Raw genomic sequence first — 18,801 nt, forward strand, 5'->3', positions numbered from 1 at the left:
GAAACGCCGAACGGCGCCGCTCCGGGGGAGCGACGCCGTTCAGGTTGTGCAGTGGGTCTTACCGACTCACTTGATGATCTTCGTGACGCGACCGGCACCGACGGTGCGGCCACCCTCGCGGATCGCGAAGCGCAGGCCTTCGTCCATGGCGACCGGCTGGATCAGCTTGACCAGCATCTCGGTGTTGTCGCCGGGCATGACCATCTCGGTGCCCTCGGGGAGGGTAACGACGCCGGTCACGTCCGTGGTACGGAAGTAGAACTGCGGGCGGTAGTTGTTGAAGAACGGGGTGTGGCGGCCGCCCTCGTCCTTCGACAGGATGTACGCCTGGCCCTCGAACTCCGTGTGGGGAGTCGTGGTGCCCGGCTTGACGACAACCTGGCCACGCTCGACATCTTCGCGCTTGATGCCACGAACCAGCAGGCCGACGTTGTCGCCCGCCTGGCCCTGGTCGAGCAGCTTGCGGAACATCTCGATGCCGGTGACGGTGGTCTTGGTCGACTTCTCCTTGATGCCGACGATTTCCACCTCCTCGTTCACGTTGACGATGCCGCGCTCGACGCGACCGGTGACGACGGTGCCACGACCGGTGATCGTGAAGACGTCCTCAACGGGCATCAGGAACGGGAGCTCGGTCTCGCGGACCGGGTCCGGGATCGAGTCGTCGACGGCCTGCATGAGCTCGACGATGGCCTCGGCCCACTTCTCGTCGCCCTCGAGGGCCTTCAGACCGGAGACACGCACGACCGGCGCGTCCTCGTCGAATTCCTGCGAGGCCAGCAGTTCGCGGACCTCCATCTCGACGAGCTCGAGGATTTCCTCATCGTCGACCATGTCCGACTTGTTCAGCGCGACCAGGATGTAGGGCACGCCGACCTGACGGGCGAGCAGCACGTGCTCGCGAGTCTGCGGCATCGGGCCATCGGTGGCCGCGACCACGAGGATGGCGCCGTCCATCTGCGCCGCACCGGTGATCATGTTCTTGATGTAGTCCGCGTGGCCCGGGGCGTCGACGTGCGCGTAGTGGCGCTTATCGGTCTGGTACTCGACGTGGGAGATGTTGATCGTGATACCACGAGCCTTCTCCTCCGGCGCCTTGTCGATCTGATCGAACGCGAACGCGTCGTTCAGATCCGGGAACTTGTCAGCCAGCACCTTGGTGATCGCTGCAGTCAGCGTGGTCTTGCCGTGGTCGACGTGACCGATGGTGCCGATGTTGACGTGCGGCTTCGTCCGCTCGAACTTCGCCTTCGCCACTTTTGGGTCCTCCTGGACTTGTTGGTGCGTGCATTTGCAGCAGTGCGTGTGTCATCCCCGCTGGAGGCGGGGACCGGGGGTATTACTTGACGCCCGGCACTTGCGGTCCAGTGTGCCACTGGACCGCAAGAGGGTTTTATTCGCCGGTCGCCTTGGCGATGATCTCCTTGGACACATTGGCCGGAACCTCTGCGTACTGGGCGAACACCATGGAGTAGTTCGCGCGACCCTGGGTCTTGGACCGCAGGTCACCGATGTAACCGAACATCTCCGAGAGCGGAACCAGCGCCTTGACGACACGGGCACCACTGCGTTCCTCCATGGCCTGAATCTGGCCACGGCGGGAGTTGAGGTCGCCGATCACGTCGCCCATGTATTCCTCGGGCGTGATGACCTCGACCGCCATGAGCGGCTCGAGGATCACCGGACCGGCCTTACGGGCCGCTTCCTTGAGGGCCTGCGAACCCGCGATCTTGAACGCCATTTCCGAGGAGTCGACGTCGTGGTACGCGCCGTCGAGCAGGCTGACCTTCAGGTTCACCAGCGGGTAGCCGGCGAGCACGCCGTACTGCATGGCATCCTGGGCGCCCGCGTCGACCGACGGGATGTACTCACGGGGCACGCGACCGCCGGAGACCTTGTTCTCGAACTCGTAGGTCGCGCCGTCCTCGCCGACGAACGGCTCGAGGGCGATGATGACCTTCGCGAACTGGCCGGAGCCACCCGTCTGCTTCTTGTGGGTGAACTCGTGCTTTTCGACCTTCTTGGTGATGGTCTCGCGGTAGGCCACCTGCGGCTTGCCGACGTTCGCCTCGACCTTGAACTCGCGACGCATACGGTCGACGAGGATGTCGAGGTGGAGCTCGCCCATGCCGCCGATGACGGTCTGGCCGGTCTCCTGGTCGAGCTTGACCGAGAACGTCGGGTCTTCGCGCGCCAGCTTCTGGATCGCGGTACCGAGCTTTTCCTGGTCGGACTTGGTCTTGGGCTCGATCGAGACCTCGATGACCGGATCCGGGAAGGTCATCGACTCGAGGACGACCTGGTTCTGCGCGTCGGACAGGGTGTCACCGGTGGTGGTGTCCTTCAGGCCGATGACCGCGTAGATGTGGCCTGCCGACGCCGTGGCGACCGGCATCTCCTTGTTGGAGTGCATCTGGAACAGCTTGCCCAGACGCTCCTTCTTGCCCTTGGTCGAGTTGACGACCTGGGCGCCGGAGGCGACCTGACCCGAGTACACACGCACGTAGGTGAGTTCACCGAAGAACGGGTGCACCGCGATCTTGAACGCCAGCGCCGCGAACGGCTCGTCGACGTTCGGCTTGCGGGTGATCAGCTCTTCTTCCTTGTTGGGCACGTGGCCGGTGGTGGCCTCGACGTCCAGCGGGGAAGGCAGGTAATCGATGACCGCGTCGAGCATGGGCTGAACGCCCTTGTTCTTGAACGCGGAACCGCACAGCACCGGGTACAGCTCGGAGTTGACGGTCATCTTGCGGATGGCGCCCTTGATCTCCTCGATGGTGAGATCCTCGCCACCGAAGAACTTCTCGAGCAGTGCCTCGTCGGACTCGGCGACGGTCTCGAGCAGTTCCTGACGGTACTGCTCGGCCTTCTCCTTGAGGTCGGCCGGAATCTCGACGACTTCGTACTCTTCGCCGAGCTTGGTCTCGCCCTTCCAGACCTTGGCGTTGTTCTCGACCAGGTCGACGATGCCCTCGAAGTCGTTCTCAGCGCCGATCGGCAGCTGGATCACGAGCGGGCGAGCGCCGAGACGGTCCTTGATGGTCTGCACGGTGAAGTAGAAATCCGCACCGAGCTTGTCCATCTTGTTCACGAAGCAGATACGCGGCACGTCGTACTTGTCGGCCTGACGCCACACCTGCTCGGACTGGGGCTCGACACCCTCTTTGCCGTCGAACACCGCGACCGCGCCGTCGAGCACGCGCAGCGAACGCTCCACCTCGACGGTGAAGTCGACGTGCCCGGGGGTGTCGATGATGTTGATCTGGTTGTCTTTCCAGAAGCAGGTGGTAGCCGCGGAGGTGATGGTGATACCACGCTCCTGCTCCTGCTCCATCCAGTCCATCGTGGCCGCGCCATCGTGAACTTCACCGATCTTGTACGTGATGCCGGTGTAGAACAGGATGCGTTCGGTCGTGGTGGTCTTGCCCGCATCGATGTGGGCCATGATGCCGATGTTGCGGACCTTGTTCAGGTCGGTGAGCACGTCCTGTGCCACGAAATTCTCCCTTTTAAGTGACGGGCCGGGCTATCACCAGCGGTAGTGCGCGAAGGCCCGGTTCGACTCGGCCATCTTGTGGGTGTCCTCGCGACGCTTCACTGCGGCACCGAGGCCGTTGCTGGCATCGAGGAGCTCGTTGGCGAGACGCTCGACCATGGTCTTCTCGCGACGGGCGCGGGAGTAGCTGACCAGCCAGCGCAGCGCCAGGGTGTTGGCGCGGCCCGGACGGACCTCGACCGGCACCTGGTAGGTGGCGCCACCGACACGGCGGGGCTTCACCTCGAGGGCGGGCTTGACGTTGTCCAGCGCGCGCTTGAGGGTGACGACCGGATCGGTGCCGGTCTTCTCACGCGCCTGCTCGAGGGCACCGTAGACGATGCGCTCGGCGGTGGACTTCTTGCCGTCCATGAGGATCTTGTTGACCAGCTGAGTGACCAGCGGGGACCCGTAGACCGGGTCGTTGATCAGCGGACGCTTGGGTGCGGGGCCCTTGCGTGGCATATCAGCTCTTCTCCTTCTTGGCGCCGTAGCGGCTGCGCGCCTGCTTGCGGTTCTTCACGCCCTGGGTGTCGAGCGATCCACGGATGATCTTGTAACGGACACCAGGAAGGTCCTTCACACGACCGCCGCGAACGAGCACCATGGAGTGCTCCTGCAGGTTGTGGCCTTCACCGGGGATGTACGCCGTGACCTCGATCGCGCTGGTCAGGCGAACACGCGCGACCTTACGGAGCGCGGAGTTCGGCTTCTTGGGGGTGGTGGTGTACACGCGAGTGCACACGCCACGACGCTGCGGGCTCCCCTTCAGGGCCGCAGTCTTGGTCTTGGTGACCTTGTCGCGGCGACCCTTGCGGACCAGCTGGTTGATGGTTGGCATAGACCGGCTTTCCTTATTGGTTATTGCGCTTGGTGTGCAGTGTCTTGCAGTTCATCGAGCTTTCACCCGCACGTCAGACCACGTTTCCGTTAACCCGTGGTCGGGCGTGTCGCTGAGGCGCTCAGTGCCCTTTTCAAGGCACGCTGGAACGTATCGGCCGCTTTCGCTGGCCTACGTTCACACACGAACTTGCCCGTAGCAATCCGGGCACAGGGATCTACGATACCCACCTGCCCGATTCGGGGTCAAAGCGGGGGGCCGCGTCAAGCCTTCTACCGGGCGAGATCCAGAGTCAGCTCGACCAATTTCTGGGCGCCCGCGCACGGATCGGGGTGCGCCGAGCCGGGGCGGTAGTTGATCCACCACCCGACGACGCCGACATCGGCGGCCGGTGCGGTGACGCCGCAGGAGTCGTTGTCGCCCGGCCGGCGCACCTGCAGCGCCCTGCGGCCCTGCACGGTGATGTCGCCGGAGAGGTAGCCCAGCTTGTCGTTGGTGGTCTTCTCGTTGTTCAGGGTACCCATCTCGTACCAGTTGAGGCTGGCCATGGCTCCCCCACCAGGGGCGTCCTCGATGTCCCACATGCAGACGGCGCCGCTGAAGGAGGCACCGACGAGCTTGGCGTTGCCGACGATCTCGCCGATCTTGTCGGCGGCCACCACTTCGCACTCGCGCAGCAGCTTGTCGAAGTCGGTGTTGATCGACTCCCCCCCGCCACCCTGGCCCAGCGGCTGGGCGCTGCCCTCGATCTTCTGGCCACAGCCCGCCAGCGTGAGGGTGAGCATCAGCACGGCGGCAGCGACCTTGCCCGCCCTCACTTCAGCCGTCCTACGGTCAGCTCCGCCAGTTTCCTGGTCCGGTCGCACGGGTTGCCGCCGGTGGCGAACAGGCCGGTGGATATCGACCATTCGAAGAAGTCGTCGTCGAGTTGCACGGCGAAGTCGCAGACAGTGCCCTCCGGCGCGAGTGCCTGGAAGCCGGGGTGGCCGCCGACATCGACGGTCTCCGGTGCGCGGCCGACGTTGGACACCCACGCCTTCTCACGTTCGATCGGGCTGCCTCGGTAGGAGGCGAAAGTGACGCTGGGCGAGGACAATCCGGCCGCCTGCCAGTTGCAGCCGGTCGCGTTCTTGTAGACCCGCGCGATCTGGCCGAGGCCGGCGAGGGTGCGCACTTCGTCGTCGGTGACGTGACCGCACTCGCCCACGAAGGGGCCCAGTGAGGCGACCTTCGGTGGGGGTCGGTTGGGCCCTGTCGGCGTATCGGAGTCGCCCCCCGATCCGCACGACGTCAGCATGACGACCAAGGTCATGCCGGTGATGATCGCCGAGGGGATCCGCATGGCCGCAACTGTAGTAGGTCCGCGGACCCGGTCACAGATTGCCGCGAGCCCGCTGTTCGCGTTCGATGGCCTGGAAAAGGGCCTTGAAGTTGCCTTTTCCGAAACCGAGTGAGCCGTGTCGCTCGATGAGTTCGAAGAACACGGTGGGGCGATCGGTGAGCGGGCGGGTGAAGATCTGGAGGAGGTAGCCGTCTTCGTCACGGTCGACCAGGATGCCGCGACGCTGGAGTTCGCCGACCGGAACGCGCACGGCGCCGATGCGAGCGCGCAATTCGGGATCCTCGTAATAGGTGTCGGGTGTGGCGAGGAATTCGATGCCCTCGGCCCGCAGGGCGTCGACGGTTTCGAGGATGTCGCCGGTGGCCAGTGCGATGTGCTGGACGCCGGGACCGCGATAGAACTCGAGATACTCGTCGATCTGAGAACGTTTGCGGCCCAGCGCAGGTTCGTTGAGCGGGAACTTCACCCGGTGATTGCCGTTGGCGACGACCTTGCTCATCAGCGCGGAGTACTCGGTGGCGATGTCGTCGCCGACGAACTCGGCCATGTTCGTGAACCCCATGACGCCGCGATAGAAGTCGACCCAGCGGTCCATCATGCCCAGCTCGACATTGCCCACCACGTGATCGATCGCCTGGAATACGCGCTTGCCCGGCGCGCGGGGGGAGGTGCGGGCGATATAGCCGGGGAGATACGGGCCGACATAGCCGGAGCGGTCGACGAGGGTGTGCCTGGTGTCGCCGTAGGTGGCCAGTGCGGCGGAGCGGACGGTGCCGAATTCGTCGGTCTCGTCGTGGGGTTCGGTGAGGATCGTCGCGCCGTGTTCGCGAGCCCGGGCGATGCAGCGATCCACATCGGCGACCTCGAGGGAGATGTCGACGACGCCGTCGCCGTGGCGGTCGTGGTGGGTGACGAGCGGGCTGTCGGGGTCGACCGCGCCGGTGATCACGAACCGCGCTCCCCCGCTGCGCAGCACGAACGACTTGTGGTCGCGATTGCCGGTCTCCGGGCCCGAGTACGCCTCCAGCCGCATGCCGAACGCGGATTGCAGGAAGTGGGCGCTCTGGGTCGCGTTGCCGACAACCCAGACGAGGGCGTCCCACCCGATCACCGGAAACGGATCGACACTGTCGTCGTGCTCGATCAGCCCGACGAGCTGCTGCTCAATGGTCATGACCTAGGAAATCGCGCCAGGCCGCAGGTGGGCAACTACTCCATCTCCGTCTGAACAGGCTGGCTCGAGAAGCCACCGGATGCCCACAAATGGTGGACAATTTGAATAGCAACCGGACATGGAGGTCTTCGCATGCGCACCCCCGCGAAATTGGATGAGCTGGACCTGGCGATCCTCACCGCGATGCACGAGTTCCAGAAGGCCGGAATTCTCGAGCTGTCGCGGCGGACGAAGGTCGCGCGGGCGACGGTGCAGGCGCGGATCAACCGGATGGAGGAATCCGGGGTGATCGCGTCCTACGATCCGCAGATCGACGTCACCGCAGCGGGTTTCGAGGTGCAGGCGTTCGTCACCCTGGAGATCGCGCAGGGCGCGCTGGATACGGTGAGCGCGGAGCTGGCGGCGATCCCTGGAGTGCTCGAGGCGTACGCGACGACCGGCTCCGGTGATGTGCTGTGCCGGATCGGGGCCGATTCCCATGCCGGATTGCAGGCGGTGTTGTTGAGCATCGATCGGACGGGGTCGGTGGTGCGCTCGCACAGTGTGATCGTGTTGTCGACGGTGGTCGCGCATCGGACGATGCCGCTGCTGCACACCTTGACCCCGGCCGGGACCACGAAGGCCCCCGCCTACCGCGATCACCGCTGACGGTTACCGCCGGGCGAGGCGGGTGAGCAGGCCTCGCACGTGGGCTTCCGCGGCGGCGCGGGCCGACTCCGGGTGGCCGGATTCGAGGGCTTCGACGATGCGGCGGTGTTCGCGCAGGGCGACGCGGCGGTTGCGGGCCGAGCACCAGAGATCGCCGCGGTAGAGGTGGGCCTGGGCTTCCAGACGGGCCAGTTCGTCGACGACGCACCCGTTGCCGGAGGCGTCGCGGATGAAGGTGTGGAATTCCAGGTCGAGCTGGGCGTCGCGAGCGGGATCGGCCGGGTCGTCCAGATGCGCTCGCTGGGCGGTGATGATGCCGGTGAGCGTGTCGAGATCGGCCTCGGTGAGCCGGGTGGCGGCCGCGGCGGCGGCGAGACCGTCGAGGGCGGCCCTGACCTCGAGGACGTCGCGGATACGGTCGTCGTCGACGGCGGCCACCTTCGCCCCGGCGTGCGGCGCGCTGACGGCGAGACCCTCGTAGATCAGCTGCTGCACCGCCTCGCGGACGGGGCTGCGGCTGACCCCGAGCTCGGTCGCCAGCGCAGGCACGCTGAGCGCCTGGCCCGAGGTCAGCTCGCCGGAGAGGACCATCTGCCGGATCTGTCGATGGACGGACTGGCCGAGCAGCGAGGCTTCGGTCATCGCAGAATCTTCGGGCATGCTCGGGCGCTCCGCGTGGTTGCGCGGGCTGCCTCCTCCGGGCGCTGACCGCTCATGCCGTGTCCTTTCCGTTGGTTGCGGTGATTATCCCTGGGTGCGGTAGTTCGCCCGCACCCGCTGAGTCAGGAAGTCCGCCGCGGTGACGGGTGGGTACTTGCCTGCCGGCCCCTGGATGACGGCGTCGCGGTCGGCCTGGGCGAAGTAGGCGATGCTGTAGCGCTCGCCCTGGTACTCGCCCTCGCCGGGGCTGCGGACGCGGTGGAAGTTCGACGGCAGCAGATCGTCGCTCCAGCGGGTGAGCATGTCACCGATATTGCAGGTGATCAGGCTCGACGACGGGGTGATGGAGGTCCACTCCTGCTCCTCCATCTCCTTGCCGGGGCACACCTGGAGCCCGCCCTGGCCGTCGCGCTGGAAAAGCAAGGTGAGGCAGTCGAAGTCGGTGTGCGCGCCGGCCCGCCAGCGTCCGGGCACGCCGCGCAGTTCCTCGGGGACAGCGAAGTAGTGCAACAGCCGCAGGGCGCTCTGGTAGCTCGCGGAGCTGGGATCGTGTGCGGCGGTGAAGTGTTCGCGGTCGAAGCCGAGGCGGTCGGCGAAGCAGGACAGCACCCGCATCGCCACTTCCCAGGCCCGGCTCTCGAAGTCCAGGACGCGGGTGCGGAATCCGGCCAGCTCGGTGTCGCTGGGCCACAACTCGTCCATGTGCGGCCGGGTGATCTGATACGACTCCTTCTGATCGGGCACGCCGATGGACGGGCGCACCTGGCTCAGGCTCTCCCAGCCCGCGTTGTTCTTCTTGACCAGGGGATACCGGCCTTTGATCTCCTCGGGGAGGGCGAAGAAATCGGCGGTGGCGCCGAACATCTCGTCGATCAGGTCCTGCGCAATGCCGTGGCCGGAGAGCTGGAAGAAGCCGATCTCGGTGGCGGCGGCCCACAGTTCCTCGGTGATCTCGGCGCGACGGTTCTCGAAGTCGGCGAGGTCGATGACGCGGATCTCGCGGTCGGTGGTCTCCTTGCCGAGGCCGCCCATCTGCTTCTCGCGCGAGACTTCGGACAGGTCGTAGCTGGTGGTCATGGGGGTGTCTCCTTAGCCGGTGACGGAAATGGCGGGGTCGAGGAATTCCTTGGTGACCAGGTCCTTCGCGGTCAGGCCGGTGGGCACGTTCGCGCCGCCGGCTCGCAGGATGGGTCCGAATTCGTCGATGATGCGCTGGACGCGGGCCTCGTCGAAACTGCCGAGCACGCCGTCGGTGTCGTTGCCGATCAGGCCACCGTCGATGAGTGCCTTGGAACCGAATTCGGCCAGTTCGGCGCTGTAGGGGCTGAGCTTGGGGTTCTGTTCGACCACGTCGACGACGACATCGTTGACGTGACCGGGATCAGCTTCGAACGACGCGGTGGCCTGCTGGATCATCGGCACCAGCTTCCGCAGGCACGGGCGCAGTTCGGCGAGCTTGTCGGCGCGCACGTTCACGGTGCGGGCGTAACCCTCGTAGCCGGCGTCCTTGAGCAGCTGGTAGCCGACCGGCTTGTTCCAGGCCCGCACCTCGTGCTCGTAGGTGAACGGTTCGGCGTTGGCGAAGCCCTGCTGGGCGAAGGACGGATCGGTGACGAAGCGCGAAGGCGAATTGTCGTAGGAGGCGTCGATCTGCTCCTTGCGCACCAGTCCGCGGGCGACGAGCCAGTCCGGGTACAGCTGTCCTTTGGAGACCACGACCGGCTTGCCGGACGTGCCGATGTCGGCGATGCCCTTCCAGTCCGGGTTGGTCTCGGGATCCCACATCAGCATCTGTGGACTGTTGCGCAGCAGCGTGGTGACGGCGACGATCGGCTGCTGACCCGCGGCGGCGATGGCGTGCTCGGAGTGCGCGAGACCCAGGGTGATGCTCTGATCGACGTACATCTGCGACGGCACGGTCTGGAAGCCGATGGCCGGTCCGCCCGCACGGATCTCCAGCTTCACGCCGGTGTCCTTGCCGTCTGCCACGAGCGGGCCGGTGATCTTGTTGTTGTCGGCGTCGACAGTGTAGCCGGGGCCGAGCAGACCGAAGATCGGGCCGGAGTCGGTTTCCGGTGCCCACTGGAGCTGGACGACCACGGTGGCGGGGCAGGCGCCGGCGAGTTGTTGTTCGGCCGGCGCCGGTTCCAGCGCGACGGCGGGGGCGGCGGTGGTGTCGTCGGAACAGGCGGACGCGGTGCCCGCCAGCAGCACAGCCAGCGCGGCAAAACCGATGCGACGCAAGGGAGGTGTCTTCATGGGGAGTCCTGTCGAGCTAGTGGGCGGAGTTGTGCCAGCGGCCGACACTGACTTTCTGGATGACGGTGAACACGGTGAACACGAGCACGCCGAACAGGGCGGCCAGCAGCAGCGCACCGATCAGGTCCTCGGATTGCAGGCGGGCGCGGTAGGTGTCGAGCAGGGTGCCGATGCCCGGTTTGCCCTGGGCGAAGAACATGTCGCCGATGATCGCGCCGGTGACCGAAAGACCGGCGGCGGTGCGTAATCCGGTCAGTGTGGAGGGCAGGGCGGCGGGCAGTTGCAGCGACCAGAGGCGGCGCAGGCGGCCCGCTCGGCCGAGGGTGAACAGTTCCTGGAGATTGCCGTCGACGGATTTGATGCCGAACAGGGTCATCGCGATGATCGGATGGATCGCGATCAGCACGCACACGGTGGTGCGGGCCGCGAAACCGTAGCCCAGCCACAGGCCGATGAGCGGAACCACCGCCAGCACCGGAATCGCCTGCAAGACCACCGCGTACGGGTAGACGACGTTCTCGATCGGCTTGGCCTGGCTCATCAGCACCGCGATCGCCACCCCGAGCACCGCCGAGATCAGCAGGCCGGTGATCGCGACCCTGGCGGTGACGGCCAGCGCCTCGAGCATCACCTCGAGCTTCTTCGGGTCGGCGAGCGATTCACTGAACACCACATGCGGCGCGGGCAGCAGGAAGCGGCGGCCCTCGCTGAGGATCAGCATCGACACCGCGTACCAGGCGGCCAGCGCCACGGTGATCGAAACAATTGGGGCCACAAGGGCACTGCCGAATCTGCGCAGCTGCGCAGTCGGCAGTCGCACCTTCGCCGTGGCAGGGACACGGGCCGCGATACTCACCATCAGGCAGCCTCTTTCAACGAGCGCGAGATGCGCGAAACGAGTTCGGTGAAGGCGGGTTCGAAGCGCAGTTCGCGTTCCCGCGGGTAGGACAGGTCGACCTCGATCACCTCGTGGATGCGGCCCGGTCTGGCCGACATCACCACCACGCGCGAGGCGAGGAACACGGCCTCGGAAACCGAGTGGGTGATGAACAGGGCGGTGAAGGCGTTGTCGCGGTAGAGGCGAAGCAACTCCTCCTGCATGTTCAGCCTGGTCATCTCGTCGAGCGCGCCGAACGGTTCGTCCAGCAGCATCAAGCGCGGTTCCAGCGACAGCGCTCTGGCCAGCGAGACGCGCATGCGCATGCCGCCGGAGAGCTGGCTGGGCAGCTTGTTCGCGAAATCGGCCAGGCCGACGGCGTCGATCGCCCGCTCGACCCGGTCGCGGCGCGTCTTGCGGTCGACCCCGGCCAGTTCGGCCGAGAGTTCGACATTGCGGCGGACCTTGCGCCACGGCAGCAGCGTGGCTTCCTGGAAGATGAAGCCGATCGAATTCGTCCGCACCGCCACGGCTCCCGAGCTCACCGGCTCGAGACCGGCGGCCAGGCGCAGCAGCGTCGACTTGCCGCAGCCGGACGGGCCGACCACCGCGACGAATTCGCCTTCGCGGATGTCGAGGTCGACGTCGGTCAGGGCGAGTGTGCCGCCCTCGCCGCCGAAGCGCTTGCTCACACCGGCGAAGGAAACCTCCATGCCGGACAGCAGCGTCCTCGCGTCGGCGTCGTTCACCGTGTCGTAGAGCGTCACCGTGATCACCTTCTCCTGCGGTATGTCGGTGTTGCGTGCAACCCTTGAGTACATTCAGTGTCAACTAAGCGAATTACATGTAATGTGCCGTTCGTTTCGGATGCATTAACAGTCATCGCATGCGAATCAGACGGCGGGCGAGATCCTGATGGTCGACGCGGGTGCTGGCCCCGTCGCGGATCACGGGCTCGCCGTCGACCCACACGGTGTCGATCACCCGTGGCGACGCGGCGGTGAGCAGGGTGGCGCCGGGGTCGAGCACCGGTAGGCAGGCGAAGTCGCGGTCGAAACGCACCAGAGTGAGGTCGGCGCGGTCGCCCACGGCGATGCCGGTGCGCGCGGGGCGACCGAGCACCCGGCCCGCGGCGCCGGTCGCCATGCGCAGCATCTGGTCGAAGCCGAGCAGGTCGGCCTTCTTGTGGGCCGCACGCTGTAAGTAGGCGCCGAGACGCAGGGCGAGCAGTATGTCCTGGGTGTCGTTGCTCGCGGCGCCGTCGACGCCGAGAGTGACGTCGATGCCCGCCGCGAGCATCTCCGGAACCGGAGCGACGCCACTGCCGAGGCGCATGTTGGAAATCGGGTTGTAGGAGACGGCGACACCGCGTTCGGCGAAGACCTCGCGGCCGTGCTCGTCGAGGTTGACGCAGTGCACGGCCAGGGTGCGGTCCCAGAGGAAACCGCTCGCGTCGAGGTAGTCGACGGCCGAGACACCTGCATGCAATCGGCACATTTCGTCGTCGGTCGCGGTCTCGAGAACATGTATCGACACCGTTTTGCCGGTGGCTCGCGCGTACTCGCGCGTGGCCGCCATGCCGTCGGGGGTGAGGCAGCGCGGGTTGGGCACGGCAAGCGCGGTGGTGATGCGGGTGCCGACCAGTTGCTTGTCGAGTTCGTCGACGTGGGCCATGGCCTCGTCGAGTGGTTGCATCAGGCGCGGGTCGAGTCCCCATTTGCGGGTGATGTCAGCACGGTCGGCGATGCCGCGCCCGAGGACCACGCGGATGCCGAGTTCCCGCAGCGCTCGGATCATCGCCTGGTGGATCTCGTCGGACGGGCTGGGCCACAGGTGTTCGACAACCGTGGTGACGCCGCTGCGTAGCAGCTCCAGGCCGCCTGCCAGCGCCGAGAGGTAGGTCTGTTCCGGGGTGGCGGCCACGGTGTGTTCGCCGACGCAGCGCAACCATTCCAGCAGCGGCAGGCCCTCGCCCACCCCACGCAGAACCGCCTGCTGGAGGTGGGTGTGCGTGTTCACGAAGCCCGGCAGCAGATAGCCACCACCGCCGTCGAAACGGGGCAGACCCGCGTGTTCGGGCGCGGCTCCCATGGCGATGACCACACCGTCTTCGATCACGACTTCGCCGGGCGTCCAGCCCTGCTCGGTGTAGACGGTGACATCGGTAATGACGACGGACGCAACAGATTCCATGCGCGCACCTCTTTCGGGATGCGGCTGGTTCGCTCGCCGGATTCAGCGGAGCACGTCGTCCGTTGCAGCCATGAACGTCGTGGGGACGACCTTAGGAAGCCGTTGTTTCCTCGACGTTAAAACAGCGTCACGGGCGAAGGTCGGCGCCGGGCTCGAGGATCTCGACGACCGGTTCGGCTTCGGCTTCGAGGAAGGCGAGCAAGGCGCTCGCCTCAGCTTCCACCTGCGCCGCTTCGGTTTTCGTCCACGGGCGGGCCGGACTGATCCGCAGGCGCGCGGTCCCGGACTTGACGAAGATCTTGTACACCCCGGCCGCGAAACCGTCGATCAGGATCGGCGAGACATTGGTGGCGAAGGCCCGCAGGGTCGGCGGATTGTCGTCTCCGGTGATCCGCGCGCGATCCTGGTGCGACAGCAGCGCGTTGTCGTACCAGCCGAGCAGCCGGACCGGGGCGGGCAGGTCGGGATCGGCGAGTTCGAGGTCGGCCGCGTCGTAGAGGGTGCGGCCGCGGGCGTCGGTGTAGGTGCGCACCCGGTCGCCGAGTTCGGCGACGGCCTTCTTCATGGCGGGCAGGCGCGACCACGCCTGCATGTCCATCGTGCTCGCCGGTCCGAAGGCGCGCAGGTAGCGCAGGATCAACTCCGACACCGGGTAGGTCGGGTCGAGGGGGCGCGCCCAGCCAGGGCTGCACTCGCGACCAGACCGGGCGGCTGTTGTCGCCCCAGCGGCCGCGCGGGGGTGTCTGCAGGACGGGGAGTTGGTACAGCCAGGTCTGCAGGACCGCACCGGCGTCGCGGTCGGGGTAGCGGCGGGCGGCTTCGGCACGCAGATCGGCCGCCGACTTCGGCTCGTCACCGAGCGCCGCCTCCCCGTGCGCGCGCACCTCGTCGGGGTCGAGGCCGACCATCGCGCCGTAGTTGAAACCCTGACGGAACGGGGCTTTCTCGAGCTCGGGCTGAATATGCGGGGCGATCCGCAACGCATCCGGCGGGGTGACGAGATGAATCGTGCCGCGCATCAAGGTGATCCGCACCAGCGACCGGTCGTCGAGGCCGTCGGACACCGTTCTCGGATCGAAATCGGCGATCCGGCTCCACAATCCGATGAACGGCGGCGGCACGTCCTGGGCTTGCAGACCGACCAGGTGCTCGCACATCTCGGCGGTGGTCAGCGCCGAGCGTTCCAGCAAGTGCTGCCGGGCGAGCAACGTCCGATTCAGCACCCGGTTCGACAGCTGCATCCCACCACTCCTTCGACGACCCGGTGGACGATACCCGCCGACCCGGACAGCTCAGCGCAGCCGCACGACCACCTTGCCGGTGGCGGTCCGGTTGTCCAGTGCCGCAACAGCTTCGGCGGTCTTCTCGAGCGGATACAGCACCGGGTCGGGAGCGGCAATCGCACCGGAGGCCAGCAGCGGCGCGATCTGCGCCCACTGTTCGGCGAGGTAGGTGGGGTGGCTCATCACCCATTCACCCCAGGCCGCGCCGACGACCTCGACGTTCTTGAGCAGCAGGCGGTTCACCTTCACCGTCGGGATCTCCCCCGCGGTGAAACCGACGACCAGCAACCGGCCGCCGCCCGCCAGGGAGCGGACGCTGTCGGTGAAGCGGTCGCCGCCGACCGGATCGAGAACGATGTCGACGCCGCGACCCTCGGTCAGCTCTTTCACCGCGGCGAGCCAGCCCTCGGCCAGCACCACATCGGTGGCGCCATTGGCCTTGGCCACCTGGGCTTTCGACTCGGTGCTGACCACCGCGATCACCCGGCCCGCGCCCAGCGCCTTGGCCATCCGCAGCGTGGAGGTGCCGACACCGCCCGCGGCACCGTGTACCAGCACCGTCTCACCCTCGGCGAGCCTGCCGCGCTGGGTCAGGCAGAAGTGCACGGTGAGGTCGTTGAACAGCACGCCGGCGCCGGCTTCGAGAGAGACGTTGTCCGGCAGGGCGAACACGGCATGTTCCGGTGCGACCGCCACCTCGGCGACGCCGTTGCCGAGCATGGTCAGCGCGGCGACCCGATCACCGGGGCGCAGCGACGAACCCTCCGGCGCCTCGCGCACGACACCGGCCACCTCACCGCCGACGACGAACGGCAGGCCCGGCTTCATCTGGTAGAGACCGCGCGTCATCAGCACATCGGGGAAGGCGATGCCCGCGGCGTGCACGTCGATCAGCACGCCGCCCGGATAGGCCACCGGCTCGGGCAGGTCGACGATCTCGATCGCCGACGGTCCGTCCAACTTGCCGACCTGGGCTGCGCGCATTTTCGACACCTCTCTTGATGACATTCACCCGCGAACATAACCCGGCAGCGGGATCAACGATGGGCGAACTCGGTCACCGGCTCGCTGGCGAGCACCGAACCGGCCTTGATGATCGTCAGACCGGACGCGTTGAGCTGATACTGAGTGCCGTCGGTCGGGTTGGTCACCGTGTACGCGCCGCCGCCGTTCGGTACCGGATCATCGAGTTCGATCCCGGCGCCGTCGCTGGCACGTACGCCCTTGTAGTAGTACCGCTGGTCGCCGGTGTGACAGATGACGACACGCGATCGGGCGGTGCGGGCGATCGACATCGCGGCGTCGTTGTCGTTGCAGCGCGGGCCCGCTGACAAGAAGCCCTGGCCGTCGGCGCCGGAGACACTCGATTGCAGTGGGGGAACAGTGGTCGTGATCGGCGATTGCGCTGTGGTGGGGCCCGTCTGACCGCCGGTCTCGATCACGGACGGATCGACGACGCCGGACGCGGGCGGTGGCGGGACTGCCACAGTGCGGCGCTCGTCGACCGTCATCATGAACCACACCCCGATACCGACCGCCGCCAGCACGATCAGCGAACCCAGGGCACCGGCCAGGACCGGCATCGCCGAATTACGTTGCGGGGGAATCGGGAGCGGCGCCGACGGATGGGTGTAGCCACTGCCCTGGCCTGGCCCGATCACCCCGGGTGACGCGCGCAGGACCGTGGCCTCGTGCTCTGCTGCCCGATACGCGCCCGTGGGTTGGGGTCCGGTCACGCGACGCGTCGGCTGCGGCCCGGCGGACTGCGGGCCCGTCACGCGACGCGTCGAATACGGTTCGGCGGATGGCGGCCCGGTGACCCGAGCGGTCGGCCCGGCGCCGGTCACCTGCCGTGCCGACCGAGATACCTGCCCCCTGGCCGTCACCGGCGACTGCGAGCCAGCCGAATAGGCTGCCGAGCCGTGGATCGCCGAGGGCGGATGCGGATCACGAGACAGCGCCGCGGAATCCCGAGTCGGGGGCGACGGCGAATCGGGTGACAGGGCCGCGGAATCCCGAGTCGGTGGTTGCGAATCGGCAGGGACGACGGCCGAGCCGCGGGTTGTCGGCGGGGAAGCGAGATCATCGACCCGGCTCAACGGTGTCTGCGGGCCGGTGATCTCGATCCGGGGTCCCGATACCGTTGCGGGAGTGGAGCGCTCGGCTTGGATCAGCGCCGCTCTGGCGGCCCTTGCCAGGTCGACGGGGGTCGCGTACCGCTGGTCCGGGCGCTTGGCCATCCCCCGCTCGACGACCGGATCGAAGGTGGTCAGCGTGGGATCGGCGGCGCTGGGGCGCGGGGCGGGCGCCATCTGATGCGAGCCGATCGCGCCCGCGAGGCTGTTCACCGGGTACGGCACCCGGCCGACCAGGCATTCGTAGAGGACACAGGTGAGCGCGTAGGTATCCACCGACGGCGACATCGGCACACTCTCGAATCGCTCGGGCGCCATGTACGCCATCGAGCCGACCGCACTGCCCGCGCTGGTGAGCTGCGGGTCGGTGGCGGTGTGGGCGATGCCGAAGTCGACCAGATAGGCGAACAGATTGCCGGTGAGCAGGATGTTGCCCGGTTTCACGTCACGATGGACCAGGCCGACCTCGTGCGCGGCATCGAGTGCGAACGCGATCTGCTCGACCACCTGCACCGCCTCGACGGGCGTGAGCCTGCCGTGCTGCTGCAACCGCTCCTTGAGATCGACGCCCTTGACCAGGCGCATGTCGATATAGAGAACGCCGTCGACCTCGCCCCAGTCGTGCACCGGGATGACGTGCGGTTCCTGCACACTCGCCATGGCCTGCGACTCGCGGCGGAAGCGCTGCACGAAGGTGGGATCACCGGCGAGTTCCCGGTTGAGCATCTTGAGGGCGACAACACGATTCTTGGAGGTGTCGAATGCCTCGTAGACCTCCCCCATACCGCCGACTCCGAGAAGTCTGCGAATTTCATAGCGCCCGAACATCGAGCCCGCCATCGCTCCGCCGGCCATTAGAGCAGGCTACCCGGGCGCGGATAGGTCTGTCATGTAGGACAACCGCGCTCCTGCCCCCTTGGTGATCGTCACCTGGTACCCCTAGTCCCGACTCGCCGCGAGGGTGTGATCTGCGACCCGTAAAGTCGTCTACAGAACTACGCAAGAAGTCGCGGCGCACTGGTGTGTCGCGCAAGGAGCACACGTGTCACTCGATCAGCCACTGGCCCCGCTTCCCGAGGAGGGCACGGGTTTCGCCACGGCGTGGCCCGTCCGGGCAGGCGACGTGGATCCTTATCAACGACTGCGCCTGGACGCCGTAGCGCGCTATCTGTCCGACATCGCCTGGGACGAGCTCAATCAGACGGCGCTGCATCTCACCGATCCCACCTGGATCGTGCGCCGCACCGTCATCGACGTGATCCGCCCGGTCGTGTGGCCCGATCACGTGCATCTGGAGCGCTGGTGTTCGTCGATGTCCACCCGGTGGACCAATATGCGCACGCGCATCACCAGCGAACGCGGCGGGCTGATCGAGACCGAGGGCTTCTGGATCAACCTCAGCGAATCGAGCAATCTCCCCGCCCGGATCAGCGACGACGGCCTGGCCTACCTGGCCCGATCCACCGACGAGCATCGCCTGCGCTGGCGGCCCTACCTCACCGATCCGGCGCCGCGCGAATCCGACGCCGACCTGCCGTTCCCGGTACGGGCGACCGATATCGACCAGTACAACCACGTCAACAACGCCTGCTACTGGCAGGCGGTCGAACAGTTCCTGGTCGACTTCCCGAAGCTGGTCGCCGGACCGCACCGCGCCGTGATCGAGTACGTGGCACCGGTGCTGGCCCGCGAGCACATCACCGTGCGCGCCCGCCACGAACCGGGCGACCGGACCGGGCAGATGGTGCTGCGACTGTGGTTCGTGGTCGGCGGCGTCACCACGACCGTCGTCCGGATCATGCCGCTGCCGTAATTTTGGCGGCTGGCGCCGCGGGTTCTCGGCCCGGAAGCCTC

The 18,801-nt window shown here is 66.8% G+C and carries 17 protein-coding genes and 1 pseudogene; 2 read left to right on the forward strand and 16 right to left on the reverse strand.

Going from position 1 to position 18,801, the window contains the following annotated elements:
* Window positions 1–66: 66 nt before the first annotated feature.
* From tuf to hppD, 7 genes are all read right to left on the reverse strand, one after another.
* Entirely contained in the window at window positions 67–1,257 is a 1,191-nt protein-coding gene (gene tuf, locus ACFWFP_RS23815; protein ID WP_358109020.1) for an elongation factor Tu, read from the reverse strand.
* Between the two features lie 136 nt (window positions 1,258–1,393).
* The gene (gene fusA / locus ACFWFP_RS23820) at window positions 1,394–3,496 is read right to left on the reverse strand and encodes an elongation factor G (protein WP_056814212.1); all 2,103 of its coding nucleotides are present in this window, start codon (window positions 3,494–3,496) and stop codon (window positions 1,394–1,396) included.
* Window positions 3,497–3,529: 33 nt separating this feature from the next.
* Window positions 3,530–4,000: a 30S ribosomal protein S7 gene (gene rpsG, locus ACFWFP_RS23825; RefSeq protein ID WP_056814216.1), complete on the reverse strand. Its 471-nt coding sequence runs from the start codon at window positions 3,998–4,000 to the stop codon at window positions 3,530–3,532.
* A gap of 1 nt (window position 4,001) precedes the next feature.
* A complete protein-coding gene (rpsL, locus tag ACFWFP_RS23830; protein ID WP_056814220.1) occupies window positions 4,002–4,376 on the reverse strand; it encodes a 30S ribosomal protein S12 in 375 nt (124 codons plus the stop codon).
* A gap of 272 nt (window positions 4,377–4,648) precedes the next feature.
* Entirely contained in the window at window positions 4,649–5,194 is a 546-nt protein-coding gene (locus tag ACFWFP_RS23835) for a DUF3558 domain-containing protein (protein ID WP_379298470.1), read from the reverse strand.
* Window positions 5,191–5,718, reverse strand: a complete 528-nt coding sequence (locus ACFWFP_RS23840) for a DUF3558 domain-containing protein (protein WP_378913277.1) — start codon at window positions 5,716–5,718, stop codon at window positions 5,191–5,193. Before ACFWFP_RS23840 ends, ACFWFP_RS23835 begins: the two co-directional genes overlap by 4 nt.
* A gap of 31 nt (window positions 5,719–5,749) precedes the next feature.
* Entirely contained in the window at window positions 5,750–6,892 is a 1,143-nt protein-coding gene (gene hppD, locus ACFWFP_RS23845) for a 4-hydroxyphenylpyruvate dioxygenase (RefSeq protein ID WP_379298472.1), read from the reverse strand.
* Window positions 6,893–7,024: 132 nt separating this feature from the next.
* Between hppD and ACFWFP_RS23850 the strand changes: the two genes are divergently transcribed.
* Entirely contained in the window at window positions 7,025–7,540 is a 516-nt protein-coding gene (locus ACFWFP_RS23850; protein WP_379298474.1) for an Lrp/AsnC family transcriptional regulator, read from the forward strand.
* 3 nt (window positions 7,541–7,543) lie between these two features.
* Here the strand turns inward: ACFWFP_RS23850 and ACFWFP_RS23855 are convergent, their stop codons facing one another.
* From ACFWFP_RS23855 to ACFWFP_RS23895, 9 genes and pseudogenes are all read right to left on the reverse strand, one after another.
* Window positions 7,544–8,200 carry a GntR family transcriptional regulator gene (locus tag ACFWFP_RS23855; RefSeq protein ID WP_379298476.1) on the reverse strand — a complete coding sequence of 219 codons (657 nt, stop codon included), beginning with the start codon at window positions 8,198–8,200 and terminating at the stop codon, window positions 7,544–7,546.
* Between the two features lie 84 nt (window positions 8,201–8,284).
* Complete coding sequence (locus tag ACFWFP_RS23860) at window positions 8,285–9,277, reverse strand: isopenicillin N synthase family dioxygenase (protein WP_379298478.1); 993 nt, start codon at window positions 9,275–9,277, stop codon at window positions 8,285–8,287.
* Window positions 9,278–9,289: 12 nt separating this feature from the next.
* Entirely contained in the window at window positions 9,290–10,459 is a 1,170-nt protein-coding gene (locus tag ACFWFP_RS23865) for a nitrate ABC transporter substrate-binding protein (RefSeq protein WP_379298480.1), read from the reverse strand.
* Between the two features lie 16 nt (window positions 10,460–10,475).
* The gene (locus ACFWFP_RS23870; RefSeq protein ID WP_379298482.1) at window positions 10,476–11,318 is read right to left on the reverse strand and encodes an ABC transporter permease; all 843 of its coding nucleotides are present in this window, start codon (window positions 11,316–11,318) and stop codon (window positions 10,476–10,478) included.
* A complete protein-coding gene (locus tag ACFWFP_RS23875) occupies window positions 11,318–12,103 on the reverse strand; it encodes an ABC transporter ATP-binding protein (RefSeq protein ID WP_379298484.1) in 786 nt (261 codons plus the stop codon). The genes ACFWFP_RS23870 and ACFWFP_RS23875 overlap by 1 nt, the downstream gene beginning before the upstream one ends.
* A 112-nt stretch (window positions 12,104–12,215) precedes the next feature.
* Window positions 12,216–13,529, reverse strand: coding sequence for an amidohydrolase family protein (locus tag ACFWFP_RS23880; RefSeq protein WP_379298486.1), 1,314 nt, complete (start codon window positions 13,527–13,529; stop codon window positions 12,216–12,218).
* Window positions 13,530–13,656: 127 nt separating this feature from the next.
* Window positions 13,657–14,770 (reverse strand): annotated as a pseudogene (locus tag ACFWFP_RS23885) (winged helix DNA-binding domain-containing protein).
* A gap of 51 nt (window positions 14,771–14,821) precedes the next feature.
* Entirely contained in the window at window positions 14,822–15,796 is a 975-nt protein-coding gene (locus ACFWFP_RS23890) for an NADPH:quinone oxidoreductase family protein (RefSeq protein ID WP_379298488.1), read from the reverse strand.
* A 53-nt stretch (window positions 15,797–15,849) separates the two neighbouring features.
* On the reverse strand, window positions 15,850–17,802 hold the full coding sequence (locus ACFWFP_RS23895) for a protein kinase (protein ID WP_379298490.1): 1,953 nt from the start codon (window positions 17,800–17,802) through the stop codon (window positions 15,850–15,852).
* A 187-nt stretch (window positions 17,803–17,989) separates the two neighbouring features.
* On the opposite strand from ACFWFP_RS23895, the gene ACFWFP_RS23900 reads away from it, so the two are divergent.
* A complete protein-coding gene (locus ACFWFP_RS23900) occupies window positions 17,990–18,760 on the forward strand; it encodes an acyl-[acyl-carrier-protein] thioesterase (protein WP_378634320.1) in 771 nt (256 codons plus the stop codon).
* Window positions 18,761–18,801: the final 41 nt, after the last annotated feature.

It is taken from the genome of Nocardia sp. NPDC060249 (assembly GCF_042728755.1).
GTDB lineage: Bacteria > Actinomycetota > Actinomycetes > Mycobacteriales > Mycobacteriaceae > Nocardia.

Coding starts and splice junctions, on each gene's coding strand:
- rpsG (WP_056814216.1), bottom strand. CDS start 4,000: ATGCCACGCAAGGGCCCCGCACCCAAGCGTCCGCTGATCAACGACCCG.
- rpsL (WP_056814220.1), bottom strand. CDS start 4,376: ATGCCAACCATCAACCAGCTGGTCCGCAAGGGTCGCCGCGACAAGGTC.
- ACFWFP_RS23840 (WP_378913277.1), bottom strand. CDS start 5,718: ATGCGGATCCCCTCGGCGATCATCACCGGCATGACCTTGGTCGTCATG.
- hppD (WP_379298472.1), bottom strand. CDS start 6,892: ATGACCATTGAGCAGCAGCTCGTCGGGCTGATCGAGCACGACGACAGT.
- ACFWFP_RS23850 (WP_379298474.1), top strand. CDS start 7,025: ATGCGCACCCCCGCGAAATTGGATGAGCTGGACCTGGCGATCCTCACC.
- ACFWFP_RS23855 (WP_379298476.1), bottom strand. CDS start 8,200: ATGCCCGAAGATTCTGCGATGACCGAAGCCTCGCTGCTCGGCCAGTCC.
- ACFWFP_RS23860 (WP_379298478.1), bottom strand. CDS start 9,277: ATGACCACCAGCTACGACCTGTCCGAAGTCTCGCGCGAGAAGCAGATG.
- ACFWFP_RS23865 (WP_379298480.1), bottom strand. CDS start 10,459: ATGAAGACACCTCCCTTGCGTCGCATCGGTTTTGCCGCGCTGGCTGTG.
- ACFWFP_RS23870 (WP_379298482.1), bottom strand. CDS start 11,318: ATGGTGAGTATCGCGGCCCGTGTCCCTGCCACGGCGAAGGTGCGACTG.
- ACFWFP_RS23880 (WP_379298486.1), bottom strand. CDS start 13,529: ATGGAATCTGTTGCGTCCGTCGTCATTACCGATGTCACCGTCTACACC.
- ACFWFP_RS23890 (WP_379298488.1), bottom strand. CDS start 15,796: ATGCGCGCAGCCCAGGTCGGCAAGTTGGACGGACCGTCGGCGATCGAG.
- ACFWFP_RS23895 (WP_379298490.1), bottom strand. CDS start 17,802: ATGGCCGGCGGAGCGATGGCGGGCTCGATGTTCGGGCGCTATGAAATT.